General features: G+C 70.9%; 12 protein-coding genes. 7 read left to right on the forward strand and 5 right to left on the reverse strand.

Annotated elements, in window-relative coordinates:
- Nucleotides 1-224: 224 nt before the first annotated feature.
- Together ABE487_RS06850 and ABE487_RS06855 are read left to right on the forward strand one after the other, a co-directional pair.
- Nucleotides 225-977, forward strand: coding sequence for a sulfurtransferase (locus ABE487_RS06850; RefSeq protein ID WP_346444649.1), 753 nt, complete (start codon nt 225-227; stop codon nt 975-977).
- Nucleotides 974-1,198, forward strand: a complete 225-nt coding sequence (locus ABE487_RS06855; protein ID WP_346444647.1) for a hypothetical protein — start codon at nt 974-976, stop codon at nt 1,196-1,198. The genes ABE487_RS06850 and ABE487_RS06855 overlap by 4 nt, the downstream gene beginning before the upstream one ends.
- Nucleotides 1,199-1,823: 625 nt before the next feature.
- On the opposite strand, the gene ABE487_RS06860 is transcribed toward ABE487_RS06855, so the two are convergent.
- The 3 genes from ABE487_RS06860 to ABE487_RS06870 all read right to left on the reverse strand — a co-directional run bounded on the left by ABE487_RS06860 (nt 1,824) and on the right by ABE487_RS06870 (nt 5,338).
- Nucleotides 1,824-2,579: a glutamine amidotransferase gene (locus ABE487_RS06860; RefSeq protein WP_346452496.1), complete on the reverse strand. Its 756-nt coding sequence runs from the start codon at nt 2,577-2,579 to the stop codon at nt 1,824-1,826.
- Between the two features lie 110 nt (nt 2,580-2,689).
- Nucleotides 2,690-4,519: a DEAD/DEAH box helicase gene (locus ABE487_RS06865; RefSeq protein WP_346447505.1), complete on the reverse strand. Its 1,830-nt coding sequence runs from the start codon at nt 4,517-4,519 to the stop codon at nt 2,690-2,692.
- Nucleotides 4,520-4,705: 186 nt separating this feature from the next.
- On the reverse strand, nt 4,706-5,338 hold the full coding sequence (locus ABE487_RS06870) for a Type 1 glutamine amidotransferase-like domain-containing protein (protein ID WP_346444643.1): 633 nt from the start codon (nt 5,336-5,338) through the stop codon (nt 4,706-4,708).
- 127 nt (nt 5,339-5,465) lie between these two features.
- On the opposite strand from ABE487_RS06870, the gene ABE487_RS06875 reads away from it, so the two are divergent.
- From ABE487_RS06875 to ABE487_RS06885, 3 genes are all read left to right on the forward strand, one after another.
- Complete coding sequence (locus ABE487_RS06875; RefSeq protein WP_346444641.1) at nt 5,466-6,146, forward strand: glutathione S-transferase; 681 nt, start codon at nt 5,466-5,468, stop codon at nt 6,144-6,146.
- Nucleotides 6,143-7,735 carry a protein adenylyltransferase SelO gene (locus ABE487_RS06880; RefSeq protein WP_346452498.1) on the forward strand — a complete coding sequence of 531 codons (1,593 nt, stop codon included), beginning with the start codon at nt 6,143-6,145 and terminating at the stop codon, nt 7,733-7,735. Before ABE487_RS06875 ends, ABE487_RS06880 begins: the two co-directional genes overlap by 4 nt.
- Before the next feature lie 116 nt (nt 7,736-7,851).
- The gene (locus tag ABE487_RS06885) at nt 7,852-8,451 is read left to right on the forward strand and encodes a hypothetical protein (RefSeq protein WP_346452500.1); all 600 of its coding nucleotides are present in this window, start codon (nt 7,852-7,854) and stop codon (nt 8,449-8,451) included.
- A gap of 104 nt (nt 8,452-8,555) precedes the next feature.
- On the opposite strand, the gene ABE487_RS06890 is transcribed toward ABE487_RS06885, so the two are convergent.
- Nucleotides 8,556-9,545 carry a LysM peptidoglycan-binding domain-containing protein gene (locus ABE487_RS06890; protein ID WP_346452502.1) on the reverse strand — a complete coding sequence of 330 codons (990 nt, stop codon included), beginning with the start codon at nt 9,543-9,545 and terminating at the stop codon, nt 8,556-8,558.
- Nucleotides 9,546-9,730: 185 nt separating this feature from the next.
- Between ABE487_RS06890 and ABE487_RS06895 the strand changes: the two genes are divergently transcribed.
- Together ABE487_RS06895 and ABE487_RS06900 are read left to right on the forward strand one after the other, a co-directional pair.
- Nucleotides 9,731-11,626: an ATP-binding cassette domain-containing protein gene (locus ABE487_RS06895; protein WP_346452504.1), complete on the forward strand. Its 1,896-nt coding sequence runs from the start codon at nt 9,731-9,733 to the stop codon at nt 11,624-11,626.
- A 23-nt stretch (nt 11,627-11,649) separates the two neighbouring features.
- Nucleotides 11,650-12,999 (forward strand): aminodeoxychorismate synthase component I, encoded by a 1,350-nt coding sequence (locus ABE487_RS06900; RefSeq protein ID WP_346452506.1) that lies wholly within the window; start codon nt 11,650-11,652, stop codon nt 12,997-12,999.
- 485 nt (nt 13,000-13,484) lie between these two features.
- Here ABE487_RS06900 and ABE487_RS06905 read toward each other — a convergent pair.
- A partial coding sequence (locus ABE487_RS06905; RefSeq protein WP_346448926.1) for a transposase occupies nt 13,485-13,592 on the reverse strand: 108 nt, incomplete at its 5' end.

The following is a 13,592-nucleotide window of genomic DNA, read 5'->3' on the forward strand; positions in this document are numbered from 1 at the left end:
GGGCGGGCTGTACCGCAATCACCGCGCGCTCCCTCCCCCGCATCGCGGGGGAGGGCTGGGGTGGGGGGCATCGGGTCGCTGGCGGAACCTCCCGGTCCCGAGATCGGCTCTCATGCCGCGCTCTGGGTTTTCGGCGGCCTGATCGTCTGCGCTCTGCCATCCGGTTCCCGCGGGCGAGGGCGTCGGCGCGGAGGCCGAGGGCGGGCCCCGCTACAATTGCGCCCATGATCGACAACCTCGCCGCCTACCACTTCGCCGCCATCGACGATCCGGCTGCCGTCGCCGACTGGCTGCGTGCGCTGGCCGAAGCCGGCGAACTGCGCGGCACGGTGCTCGTCGCCCCGGAGGGGATCAACCTGTTCCTGGCCGGCGCCGCTGCGGCCATCGACACGCTGGTCGAAGCAGTACGCGCTGACCCGCGATTTTCCACGCTGCAGGTCAAGCGCAGCGGCAGCGAGGGGGTGCCGTTCGCACGGCTGAAGGTCAAGGTCAAACCCGAGATCATCAGTTTCCGCAGGCCCGAGGCGATGCCGCTGGCGGCACCGGCCCGTGCGCCCGATGTCGCGCCCGAAGACCTGGCGCGCTGGATCGCGCAGGGTCACGACGATGCAGGTCGCCGGCTGGTGTTGCTCGACACGCGCAACCGCGAGGAAGTCGCCCACGGCAGCTTCGCCGGCGCGCTGACCCTGCCGATCGACAACTTCACCGAACTGCCGGAGGCGCTGGCCCCGCACCGCGATGGGCTGCGCGACGCGACCGTCGTGAGCTTTTGCACCGGCGGCATCCGTTGCGAGAAGGCGGCACTGTGGATGCGTGCCGACGGCATGGACAATGTGCTGCAACTCGACGGCGGCATTCTGGGGTACTTCGAACGCGTGGGCGGCTTCGGCTACGACGGCCGCTGCTTCGTCTTCGACGAGCGCGTCGCGCTCGATCCCGCGCTGCGCCCGCTGCACGATGGAGCGGAGGCCGCGTGAGCTGGCTCGGCTTCGTCCTGGTCATCGTCGGCATCTGGCTCGCCTTCAAGGTGGCCGGCGTGGTGCTGCGTCTGCTGGTGACCGTGTTGATCCTGGTCGCCGCCTACTGGTGGCTGGCGCCGTATCTGGGCTGGCCGCCGCTGGCCGAGGTCTGGCATGTGCTGGGCCCGGATGTCCGGCTGCCGGACGTCTCGCTGCCGAAGATCGGCGGGTTGTTTTAAGCGGCGGGCCCGTGCCCCCACCCGACGCGCGTTGCGCGTCGACCTCCCCCGCAGGCGGGGGAGGGGCAAGCTTGCGTCCCGTCACCCGCGGCGCTGCAGCTCTGCGCCCTCCCCGAACGCACGGGCTGCGGCTCTGCCCCTTCCGCGACGTGCGGGATAGCGCTGCCCCTTCCCCGGAGCGCACGGGCTGCGGTTCTGCCCCTTCCCCTCGACGCGCGGGATAGCTCTGCCCCTTCCCCGGAACGCACGGGTCGCGGCTCTGACCCTTCCCCCGCGGGGTAGCTCTGCCTCTTCCCGGAACGCACGGATCGCGGCTCTGACCCTTCCCCCCGGGGGAGCTCTGCCTCCTCCCCGGAACGTGCGGGCTGCGGCTCTGCCCCTTCCCCCGCGACGCGGGGGAAGGTTGGGATGGGGGCGCTTTTTTTGGAGGGCGACCCAGCAGCCACAACCGACGCGCTGTGCGCGCCGACTCACCCCGGCGGCGAAGTGCGGCGTCGCTCCGTCCGCCGTCACGCGGGGCATTGCGCCCCTTACAGGGGGAAGGTTGGGATGGGGGCGCTTTTGGGGGCGACCCGTGTCCACCCGCGCGCCGGGCAGGTCGGCCTCGCCACGCTGATGTGCCGGCTCAGCCGAACTCCCGCGACGGCAGCACGAAGCGGCGGTCGGGGCGGCCAACGAGGTCGAGGAAGGTGTTGAAGACCGCCTCGGCGCGCGCCTGCATCGGTGCGATGTGCTGCGCGGTCAGTGCGCGGATCGCATCGGCGTCGTGCGGCAGGCCGGCGCTGGCGAGCTCGTCGCGATAGGCCGGCGTGCCGAGCCAGCGTTCGATCAGCGGCGCGTCCATCTCCAGGTGGAACTGGAACCCGTAGGCGTTGTCGCCATAGCGGAAGGCCTGCTGATCGCAACTGTCGGTGCGCGCCAGGTGCACGGCGCTGCCGGGAATCTCGAAATGCCGACCATGCCACTGGAACACCGGGGCACCGGCGCCGAGCGGGGCGAGCACGGGGTCGCCGAGCCCGGCCTCGGTGCTGCGCAGCGGATACCAGCCGATCTCAGGCCGCGCGATGCGCCTCACCGGCGCACCGAGCACGTGCGCCAGCAACTGCGCGCCCAGGCAGATGCCCAGCACCGGGCGACCGAGTTCGAGCATGCGCTCGATCGCGTGCAACTCGGTCAGCAGATGCGCCCGTGCGTGCCGGTCCTCGACGTTCATCGGACCCCCCAGCACGATCAGACCGCGGTAGCGAACGACCGTCGGCTGCGCATCGGGCTCACGCTCGAAGTTGACGAAGCGGATCCGGTGTCCGCGTCGGCGGATCAGCGGATCGAGCGTTCCCAACGGCTCGGCGGCGACATGCTGGAAAACAAGAATGCGGGGCATCCCCCGATTCTAGGCACATCCAAAACCGGGGTCAGAGTCGAATTTCGCTACGGAACACCGGGGTCGAGCGCACGTCAGGCGAAATTCGACTCTGACCCCGGTTTTTAGCGTCAGTCGCGGCGGGGGCCTTTGCGCGGACCGCCGGGGCGGAAGCCGGGCTTGCCGTGCGGCTTGCCGGCGAACGGACGCTTGCCGCTGCGCGGCGGGGCGGCGGCCATATCGGCCTCCTCGGCGCGGCGCATGCGGATCGATTGGCCGGCCACACGCACCTTCTTCAGGTGCTCGAGCAGCTCGCGCGGCATGCCTTCGGGCAGGTCGACCAGGCTGTAGTCGTCGCGGATGTCGATCCGGCCGATGTAGCGGCTTTCCAGGTCGGCCTCGTTGGCGATCGCACCGACGATGTTGCCCGGCTGCACGCCGTGCACGTAGCCGACTTCGATGCGGAAGGTCTCCATGCCCACGTCGGGCTCGCGCGGGCCCTGGTCGGGGCGCGGCGCACGAGGCTCGCGGGGCTCCCGCGGCTCGCGTGCGGCGCGCGAGGCTTCGCGACCACCGGGCCGCTCGACGAATTCGCGCTCGAACGGCTTCTCGGGCTTGCGCGGCGGATCGAGCAACAGCGGCGTGTCGCCCTGGACCAGGGTGGCCAGGGCCGCGGCGATCTCGGCGGCGGGCACGTTGTGCTCGCGCTCGTAGCGATCGACCAGGTCGCGGAACTGCGCCAGTTGCGGGCTCTCCAGCGCGCCGGTGATCTTCTCCAGGAAGCGGTCGACGCGGCGTTCGTTGACGATCTCGACCGTCGGCAGTTGCATCTGCTCGATCTTCTGCCGGGTCGCGCGCTCGATCGCGCCGAGCATGCCGCGCTCGCGCGGGGCCACGAACAGGATCGCCTCGCCGCTGCGCCCGGCGCGGCCGGTGCGGCCGATCCGGTGCACGTAGCTTTCGGTGTCGTAGGGGATGTCGTAGTTGAGCACGTGGCTGATGCGCTCCACGTCCAGCCCGCGCGCGGCGACGTCGGTCGCCACCAGGACATCGATACGGCCATCCTTGAGCTGCTGGATGGTCTTCTCGCGCTGCTTCTGGTCGAGATCGCCGTTGATCGCGGCCGCGGCCAGGCCGCGCGCCGAGAGCTTCTCGGCCAGTTCCTCGGTCGCCAGCTTGGTGCGCGCGAAGATGATCATCGCGTCGAACGGTTCGGCTTCCAGGATCCGGGTCAGCGCATCGAGCTTGTTGGTGCCGCTGACCATCCAGTAGCGCTGGCGGATGTTGGCGGCGGTCGTGGTGGTCGCCTTGATCGCGATCTCGACCGGCTCGCGCAGATAGGTCTGCGCGATGCGCCGGATCTGGGTCGGCATCGTCGCCGAGAACAGCGCCACCTGGCGCGTGTCCGGCGTCTTCTTCAGCACCGCTTCGACGTCATCGATGAAGCCCATGCGCAGCATCTCGTCGGCCTCGTCGAGCACCAGCGCGCGCAGCTCCGACAGATCGAGCGAGCCGCGCTCGAGGTGGTCGATCACGCGGCCGGGCGTGCCGACGATCACCTGCACGCCGCGCTTGAGCGCCGACAGCTGCTGGCCGTAGCCCTGACCGCCGTAGATCGGCAGCACATGGAAGCCGGGCATGTGCGCGGCGTACTTCTGGAACGCCTCGGCGACCTGGATCGCCAGTTCGCGGGTGGGGGCGAGCACCAGCGCCTGCGGCTTGCGGGCGGCCGGGTCGATGCGCGCCAGGATCGGCAGCGCGAATGCGGCGGTCTTGCCGGTGCCGGTCTGCGCCTGGCCGAGCACGTCGCGGCCTTCGAGCAGCGGGGGGATGGTCGCGGCCTGGATCGGCGACGGCGACTCGTAGCCCACGCCGGCCAGCGCGCGCAGCAGCGTCTCGGGCAAGGCGAGGTCGGTGAACTTGGGGGTCGAAGCGGGGGCGATGGGCGTCTCGGCGCTCATGGTGCGGTCTCTCGTAGCGCCGGCGCGGTGCCGGTCGGGGGAACCGCATAGTGTAACCCGCGATGGCCCCGGGATCGCGGAATGCGTATCGAAGCCAATGGCAGCAGCCGGCCTGGAGCCCTGCCGACGCGCGGTGCGACCAGGCGCGGATGCCTGCGCGATCCGGATCGCCCGGTCCGCGGCTGCTCAGGGCGAGGCGATCAGGCGCGGCGCTGCATCGTCGATCCGCAGGGCTTGGTCGTCGTCGAGGAACGTGAGGGGATATGTGGCCCCGTAGGTGCGGCGGATCTCGGCGATCAGGGCGGGCGGATACGGCGGCAAGGCACCGTCGGCGTGCGGGATCACGACGGTATCGACCAGCCCAAGTCCCCGACGCTCGGCCAGCGCCGGCGCCTCGGCCGGGTCGTCCATCAGCGATGCGGGTTCGATACTGGGACCGGTCACGATCGCTCCGGCACTGGCCCCGATATAGGGCAGGCCGGCCTGGACCTGCGCCACCAACGCCGCGTCGACACTGCGGCGACGCAAGGCCGCCAGCAGGGCGAACGTATTGCCGCCGGCGACGTAGAGCGCATCGAGTCCCTCGAGCGTTGCGCCGAACGCGGCCGGATCCTCGAAGTCGCCCGCGGTCAGCGCGATCACCCGGTACCCCTGGGCCACGATCCGCGCGCGCTCGGCGGCCACGAACGGCAGCCCCGCGTAGGGACGCGCGGCGTCGTCGAGATAGCCCAGTCGCACAGTCGACGCGGGCCGACCGACGTGGTCGGCGATGAAGTCGGGAAGCGCCCCGGTCCCGAGCGAGAGCAGCAGAAGTCGCATGGCCCATTGTAGTGGCTGCGCTGCGTGCAGCGATTGCCGACCGTTGGGGCGCGCTTTGCTCCGATTCTCCGCGTCTTGTCATGCTCTGGCCCATCATGGCGCCCACAAGCCGAACGCAGAGAACCCGATGGCGACGATCCGCGTCCACCACCTGAACAACTCCCGCTCCCAGCGCGTGCTGTGGTTGCTCGAGGAGCTGGGGCAACCCTACGAGGTCGTGCGCTATCAGCGCGACGCCCGCACCATGCTTGCCCCCGAGGCGCTGCGCGCGGTGCATCCGCTGGGCAAGTCGCCAGTGGTCGAGCTCGACGGCCGCGTGCTGGTGGAGTCGGGGGCGATCGTCGAAACTCTGGTCGAGCGCTTCGACCCCACGCATACGCTCTCGCCCGCGCCGGACGACGAGGACGCGCGGCTGCGCTACCGGCAATGGCTGCACTACGCCGAAGGCTCGGCGATGCCGCCGCTGCTGCTGACCCTGGTGATGGCGCGCCTGCGCAGCGCGCCGATGCCGTTCTTCGTGCGGCCGATCGCGCGCGGCATCGCCGACCGGACGATGCAGGCGTTTGTCGGCCCGCAACTGGCCACGCATCTGGGCTATGTCGAGCGCGAACTGCAGGCGCAGCCGTGGTTGCTCGGCGAGCGCTTCAGCGCGGCCGACATCCAGATGAGCTTTCCGCTGGAGGCCGCAGTGGCGCGCGCGGGCGAGTACGTCGGTCCGCATATCCGCGACTTCGTCGAGCGGATCCATGCGCGGCCGGCCTACCGGCGCGCGCTCGAGGTCGGCGGTCCCTACGAGCTGGGGCGATGAGCACGACGGTCCTGCCGCAGGTCGCGCTGACGCATGGTCTGCGCCTGGACAACTGCTTCGTGCGCGAGCTGCCGGGCGATGCCGAGGCCGGCAGCCGGCGGCGCCAGGTCGAGGGTGCGCTGTGGTCGCCGGTCCTGCCGACGCCGGTCGCTGCGCCGCGCTTGCTCGCGCATTCGGCCGAGATGGCGCAGGCGCTGGGCTTCGATGCCCAGACCGTCGCCTCGCCGGCGTTCGCGCAGGTCTTCGGCGGCAACGCGCTCGCACCGGGGATGATGCCCTTCGCCGGCAACTACGGCGGGCATCAGTTCGGCCACTGGGCCGGGCAGCTCGGCGATGGCCGCGCGATCACCCTGGGCGAGGGCGTTGCCGACGACGGACAGCGTTGGGAGTTGCAGCTCAAGGGCGCCGGGCCCACGCCGTACTCGCGCACTGCCGACGGCCGGGCGGTGCTGCGCTCGTCGATCCGCGAGTTCGTCTGCAGTGAGGCGATGCATCACCTGGGCATCCCGACCACGCGCGCCCTGTCGCTGGTCGCCACCGGCGATGCGGTCGTGCGCGACATGTTCTACGACGGCCATCCGGCCGCCGAGCCGGGCGCGGTGGTGTGCCGGGTCGCGCCGTCGTTCGTGCGCTTCGGGCATTTCGAGTTGCCGGCCGCGCGCGGCGACCTTGCGCTGCTCAAGCGCCTGGCCGACTTCACGATCGCCCGCGACTTTCCGCATCTGGCCGGCCAGGGCGAGACGCGGTACGGCGACTGGTTCGCAGAGGTCTGCACCCGCACCGCGACAATGATCGCCGGCTGGATGCGCGTGGGCTTCGTGCACGGCGTCATGAACACCGACAACATGTCGATCCTGGGCCTGACGATCGACTACGGGCCGTATGGCTGGATCGACGACTACGATCCGGACTGGACGCCCAATACCACCGATGCCCAGGGCCGGCGCTATCGCTTCGGTTGGCAGCCGCGGATCGCGCACTGGAACCTCGGGCGGCTGGCGCAGGCGCTGGCGCCGCTGTTCGGTGAGGTCGCGCCGCTGCAGGCCGGGCTCGACGCCTATGCCGCCGCCTACGGCGCCGCCGATCGCGACAACACCGCCGCCAAGCTCGGTCTGCCGGATGCGCGCGAGGGCGACGTCGCGCTGATGCAGCGCCTGTACGGCCTGCTGCAGGAAGGGGAGGTCGACATGACACTGTTCTTCCGAGGGCTGGCCGATCTCGACCTCGCCGCGCCGTCGCTCGATCCGGTCGGCGAGGCGTTCTACGACCCGGCGCGCCGCGCGGCGGTCGAGGACGGGCTGACCGCGTGGTTGCGCGACTACGGCACGCGCCTGGCCGACACCGCCGAACCCGCCGAGAACCGACGGTCGCGCATGCACGCGGCCAACCCGCGCTACGTGCCGCGCAACTACCTGACCCAGCAGGCGATCGACCGCGCCGAGGGCGGCGATGCGGCAGGCATTGCCGAGCTGCTGGACGTGCTGCGCCGCCCCTACGACGATCAGCCGGGGCGTGACGCCTTCGCCGCGCGCCGGCCGGATTGGGCGCGCAGCAAGCCGGGCTGCTCGATGCTCTCGTGCAGTTCCTGACGGCCTGGTTGCGCCGGGCGATCGCGCGGGGACGTGGCGCCAGTCGTGACCGCGGTCGCGGCCTGCCGACACCGGGCATGGCAGGCTGGCGTTGTCTCTGGCTGCCTGGTGTTCCCATGAAACCGCTCGCTGCCTCGCTCTCGCTGCTGCTGCTCGCCGCGTGCACCGACGCCGATCGTGCACCGACGTCTCCCGGCGCTACGGCCGATCCTGGCGTTGCGCCGACATCGGACGCCCGCGCCACCTCCGCTGCGCCGCCCGCCACGACCGGCGCCCCGGCGCCGGAGGCCGTCACATTCTGTCCGGACGGCGAAACCGTCGTATTCGGCTGCCGCCACGCAGCAGGGGTCGATGCGTTGTGCGGGTCGCCCGACGGCGCGCGCATGACGTACCGAAGCGGCGCAGCGCAGGGCACGGCGCCCCCCGTGGTCTATCCGTCCGACGACACCGCGCCGGCGCAGGCGTTTCGTGGCGGCACACTGATGTATTCGGGCGGTGGCGGCGCCTTCCTGCGCTTCGATCACCAGGGGCAGGTCCACACGCTGTTTACCGGCATCGGCCGCGGCTGGGAGAAGGCCGGCGTCGCGATCGCGCCGGTCGGCGGTGGCGACGCGGTCGAGCGCCGCTGCGATGGCGAGGCGGTGTCGCAGATCGGGCCTGCGTTGTTCGAGCGGCTCGGGATCCCGAACGACCCCGCAGGCTTCGACATTCCCTAGGGCGCAGCGTCGGCCGCCGCGCGGCACCATGACCCCGGGCCGGGGGCCGGTCGGTCATGCGGCACGGCATGATCGACCGGCGTGTACGCCTTCCGCTGCGCCGCTCAGTCCAGGATCGCGCTGGCGCGCGCGTAGTAGGCCTCGCGGTCGGCCAGGCCGTTGGTGCCGCCATTGATCAGGCGCGTGACCTGGGTGAAGTTGCCGGCATCGGCGGCGGCGTTGATACCGCGGCTTTCCCAATACCAGGCGGCGATGCGTGCGGCGTTCTCCGGCTGCGCGGCGAGCTCGGGGTTGTTCACCAGGTCCAGGCCGAGGGCGCGCCCGGCCTCGGTGTAGTTGTGGCGGCCGGTCACCTGGATGTAGCCGCGCCCCTTGTAACGCTCGCCGTCGCCCGGCTGGGTGTTGCCCAGGTCCGCGCGGCCTTCGTATGCCGCACCGCTGGCGATCTCTTCCATGTAATGGAAGCCGCCGCTCTCGTGCGCCAATTGGGCGATGAACATCGCCTGGCGCTGCGGGGTGTCGATGTTGGCCTCGGCCATCGCGGCATTGAGGTGCGGCGCCACCGCTTCGGCCTTCGCGGCGCTGAGGGTCGGCACGATCTGCTGCAGCTCGGCTGCGGTGACGCCGCCCGCGCCGCCGGTCGCGGGCGGTGCGGTCGGGTCCGGGCCCTCGACCGGGCCGGCACCGTCGCCGCCGGTCCCGCCACCGCTGGGACCCGGCAGCTGGATCCGGTCGCCGACCACGATCAGGTCGGGGTTGTGGATCTGCGGGTTGGCGTCGAGCAGCGCCTGCACGGTCGTGCCGTTGGCCGAGGCGATGCCCGACAGCGAGTCGCCGGGCTGCACGGTGTAGCTGCCACCGCCGCCGCTGGCGGCCTGCGTGGTGCCGCCGGGGACGTTGATGGCATCGCCGGGATAGATGACATCGGGGTTCAGCACCTGAGGGTTCGCCGCCAGCAGCGTGTCGAGCGGCACCCCGAGCTGCGCGGCCAGGCCGGACAGGGTGTCGCCGTGCTGGACGGTCAGCGCGCGCCCGCTGGGCGCATCGGAAGCGGGAAGGGCGGTCTGCGGACCGACGGCGGAAATGGCATTCATCGACGTCTCCTTCGGGGGGCGATCGCGCTGCGACGCGGACGTGCGATCAGGGGTGTCTTTCTGGATACGCCGGTTCCGGGGCCGGTCCAACTAGGGATCACCCTAAGGGCGCGGGTTCAGGTGCGTCCGATGTCCGAGACTGCGATGGCGGTCCGGTCAGCGGCGCGGACCGCTACACTGTGCGGATGCCTTTGATGACCTTGAATGCCGTCGACTACAGCGTCGGCGGCCCTTTGCTGCTGGACGGCGTGGAATTTTCGATCGAACGCGGCGAGCGCGTGGCGCTGATCGGCCGCAACGGTGCCGGCAAGTCCACCCTGATGCGCCTGATCGACGGCGAGCTGAAGCCCGACGACGGCGAGATCCGCCGCGAGCAGGGCGTACGCGTGACCCGCCTGGAGCAGGAAGTGCCCGCGGGCGCCGACGGCAGCATCTTCGACGTCGTGGCGGGCGGCCTGGGCGAGGCGGGCGCGGCGCTGGCCGAGTACCACCGCCTGCTGCACGCCGAGGACTACGACGCACTCGCCGACGTCCAGGCGCGCATCGACGCCCTCGACGGCTGGCGCATCGACCAGCGTGTGACCGAGGTCCTCGAACGCCTGCAGCTCGACGGCGATGCCGCATTCACCCGGCTGTCGGGTGGCATGAAGCGCCGCGTGCTGCTGGCGCGTGCGGTGGTGTCGGCGCCGGACATCCTGCTGCTCGACGAGCCGACCAATCATCTCGACATCGCCGCGATCGACTGGCTCGAAGGCTTCCTCAAGCAGTGGCCCGGCGCGATCGTGTTCGTCACCCATGACCGCCGATTCCTGCGTGCGCTGGCCACGCGCATCATCGAGATCGATCGCGGCAAGCTGACCAGCTGGCCCGGCGACTGGGACAACTACGTGCGCCGCCGCGAGGAACGCCTCAACGCCGAGGCCCAGGAGCAGGCGCGTTTCGACAAGATGCTGGCGCAGGAAGAGGCGTGGATCCGACAGGGCATCAAGGCCCGCCGCACCCGCGACGAAGGCCGCGTGCGCCGGCTCAAGGCGATGCGCGTCGAACGTGCGCAGCGCCGCGATCTCACCGGGAACGTGCGCATGGCCGCGGCCTCGGCCGGCAATTCCGGCAAGAAGGTCGTCGAGCTCAAAGACATCAGCTTCGGCTTCGGCGATCGCGTCCTGATCCGCGATTTCTCCACGACGATCTTCCGCGGCGATCGCATCGGCCTGATCGGCGCCAACGGCACCGGCAAGACCACGCTGCTCAAATTGCTGCTGGGCGAGCTGCAGCCGCAGACCGGTGAGGTGCGCGCGGGCACGCAGCTTCAGATCGCGTACTTCGACCAATACCGCGCGACGCTGCGCGAGGACTGGAACGCGTTGGAGAACGTGGCCGAAGGCCAGGACTTCGTCGAGATCAACGGCACCCGCAAGCACGTGATCGGCTATCTGCAGGATTTCCTGTTCACGCCCGAACGCGCGCGTGCGCCGATCACCCGCCTCTCGGGCGGCGAGCGCAACCGTCTGCTGCTGGCCAAGCTGTTCGCGCAGCCGTCCAACCTGCTGGTGATGGACGAACCGACCAACGACCTCGACGTCGAGACGCTGGAACTGCTCGAAGAACTGCTGGGCGAGTATCCCGGCACGCTGCTGCTGGTCAGCCACGACCGCGACTTCCTCGACAACGTGGTCACCTCGACGCTGGTGATGGAAGGCGAGGGTCACGTCGGCGAGTACATCGGCGGGTACGAGGACTGGCTGCGCCAACGCCCGCAGCCGGGCGAGGCGCTGCCGGCGACCACGCTCGCGGCGAAATCCGCGGCCAGCGCAGTGCACGCCGCTTCGACGCCGGCCGTGACCGAGGCGCCGGTCACGGCCAAGCGCAAGCTCAGCTACAAGGACCAGCGCGAGCTCGAACAATTGCCCGGTCGCATCGAGCAGTTGGAGACGGACATCGCGCGCATGACCGAAGAGATGAACACGCCGGCGTTCTATCAGCGCGACGCCGCCGGCATCGCCGCGCATGGCCAGCAGCTGCAGCAGCTGCAGGACGCGCTCGATGCCGCCTACCTGCGCTGGACCGAACTCGACGCCTGACGCTCACTCACGACGGCCGCCCCGTGCTGATCACCCGACCGCTGCCCGCCGACACCGACCTGCTCGCGCTGCAGCGCGCCGCGCCCGCACGCCATCCACTGCTGCTGCAGTCGGTGGCGCACGGCACCGCGCAATCGCGCTGGGACCTGCTGCTGGCGACCGACAGCGCATCGCTGCGACTGGATGCCGATGGCATCACGCGCGATGCTGACGGTCGCAGCCTCGAGGGCGCATTTCTCGATTTGCTCGATGCCCAGTGGCGCGCCGCACGCAGCGATCGCGACGAGCCGCGCTGGCCGTTCCGCGGCGGCTGGGCGCTGTACTTGGGCTATGAACTCGCCGCCCAGGTCGAACCGGTGCTGGACCTGCCCGCCGCTGTCGGCCATCTGCCGGTCGCGATGGCCTGGCGCTGTCCGGCCGCGGTGCTGCGCGACCACGCCACGGGCGAGGTCGTCGCGGTCGCCGAGCCCGGCCACGCCGCGTTGCTTGACGTCCTGACCGAGGCGGCGGCGGTCGCGCCTGCGCCGTTGCCCGCCTGGCGCGCGCCGCTCGCGCTCGACGAAGACGCCCCGGCGCGCTTCAGCGACGGGGTGCGCCGCGTGCTCGACTACCTCGCCGCCGGCGACGTGTTCCAGGCCAACCTCTCGCGCGGCTGGTGTGCGACCTTCGCCGGCGCGCTCGATCCTGCCGCGCTTTACGCCCGCCTGCGCGAGCACAACCCCGCGCCATTCGCCGGCCTGCTGCAGGGCGCGGGCTGGGCGGTCGCCAGCGCCTCGCCCGAGCGTCTGGTCTCGGTGCGCGGTGATCTGGTCGAGACCCGGCCGATCGCAGGCACCCGCGCCCGCTTCGACGGCGACGACGACCTGGCCCGCGTGCAGGAACTGGTCGGCCACCCGAAGGAGCGCGCCGAGCATGTGATGCTGGTGGACCTGGAGCGCAACGACCTGGGGCGCGTGTGCGTGGCCGGCAGCGTCGAAGTCGACGAGCTGATGTGCGTGGAGAGCTACGCGCACGTGCACCACATCGTCAGCAATGTGCGCGGCCGACTGCGCTCCGACGCGACGCCGGGGCGGACGATCGCCGCGGTGTTCCCCGGCGGCACGATCACCGGCTGCCCGAAGGTCCGCTGCATGCAGATCATCGCCGAGCTCGAAGGGCAGGGCCGTGGTGCCTACACCGGCGCGATGGGCTGGCTGAACCGTGATGGCGACCTCGATCTCAACATCCTGATCCGCAGCGCCGAGATCGAAGGCGACACCGCGCGCTTCCGCACCGGCGCCGGCATCGTCGCCGACTCCGACCCTGCGCGCGAACTCGACGAGACCCGCGCCAAGGCCCGCGGCACCCTCCGCGCGCTGGGGTGCGATGGCTGAGGCGTTCGTCGCGCAGGTCTTGCGCGAGGACGCACGCCCCCGCAATCAACTCCCCCGCACGCGGGGAGGTCGGTGCCGGAGGCGCCGGGTGGGGGTAAGCGCGTGTCGTGGAACGCGGCCCCCATCCCAGCCTTCCCCCGTAAAAACGGGGGAAGGGGCCAAAAGCCCTCATCGCGCGAGAACACGTCGCCGCCTGAGGCGGTGCGCGGAATCACCTCCCCCGCTCGCGAGGAGGTCGGTGCCGGCGCCGCCGGGTGGGGGCAAGCGCTTGTCGCGGAACGCGGCCCCCATCCCAGCCTTCCCCCGTAAAAACGGGGGAAGGGGACAAAAGCCTTCATTGCACGAGAACACCTCGACCGCCTGAGAGGGTGCGCGGAATCACCTCCTCCGCTCGCGAGGAGGTCGGTGCCGAAGGCGCCGGGTGGGGGTAAGTGCTTGTCGCGGAACGCGGCCCCCATCCCAGCCTTCCCCCGTAAAAAACGGGTTCATCGCTGAATTCCGGGGAAGGCTGCGCGGATCTTCAGGAAGAAGTACTCCTGATCGCGGTACCCGTAGGCACGGCGCTTGATGACCTTGATGGTGTTGTTGATGCC

Source organism: Luteimonas sp. TWI596 (assembly GCF_039674105.1).
Lineage (GTDB): Bacteria > Pseudomonadota > Gammaproteobacteria > Xanthomonadales > Xanthomonadaceae > Luteimonas.

Coding starts and splice junctions, on each gene's coding strand:
- ABE487_RS06850 (WP_346444649.1), top strand. CDS start 225: ATGATCGACAACCTCGCCGCCTACCACTTCGCCGCCATCGACGATCCG.
- ABE487_RS06860 (WP_346452496.1), bottom strand. CDS start 2,579: ATGCCCCGCATTCTTGTTTTCCAGCATGTCGCCGCCGAGCCGTTGGGA.
- ABE487_RS06865 (WP_346447505.1), bottom strand. CDS start 4,519: ATGAGCGCCGAGACGCCCATCGCCCCCGCTTCGACCCCCAAGTTCACC.
- ABE487_RS06870 (WP_346444643.1), bottom strand. CDS start 5,338: ATGCGACTTCTGCTGCTCTCGCTCGGGACCGGGGCGCTTCCCGACTTC.
- ABE487_RS06875 (WP_346444641.1), top strand. CDS start 5,466: ATGGCGACGATCCGCGTCCACCACCTGAACAACTCCCGCTCCCAGCGC.
- ABE487_RS06880 (WP_346452498.1), top strand. CDS start 6,143: ATGAGCACGACGGTCCTGCCGCAGGTCGCGCTGACGCATGGTCTGCGC.
- ABE487_RS06885 (WP_346452500.1), top strand. CDS start 7,852: ATGAAACCGCTCGCTGCCTCGCTCTCGCTGCTGCTGCTCGCCGCGTGC.
- ABE487_RS06890 (WP_346452502.1), bottom strand. CDS start 9,545: ATGAATGCCATTTCCGCCGTCGGTCCGCAGACCGCCCTTCCCGCTTCC.
- ABE487_RS06895 (WP_346452504.1), top strand. CDS start 9,731: ATGCCTTTGATGACCTTGAATGCCGTCGACTACAGCGTCGGCGGCCCT.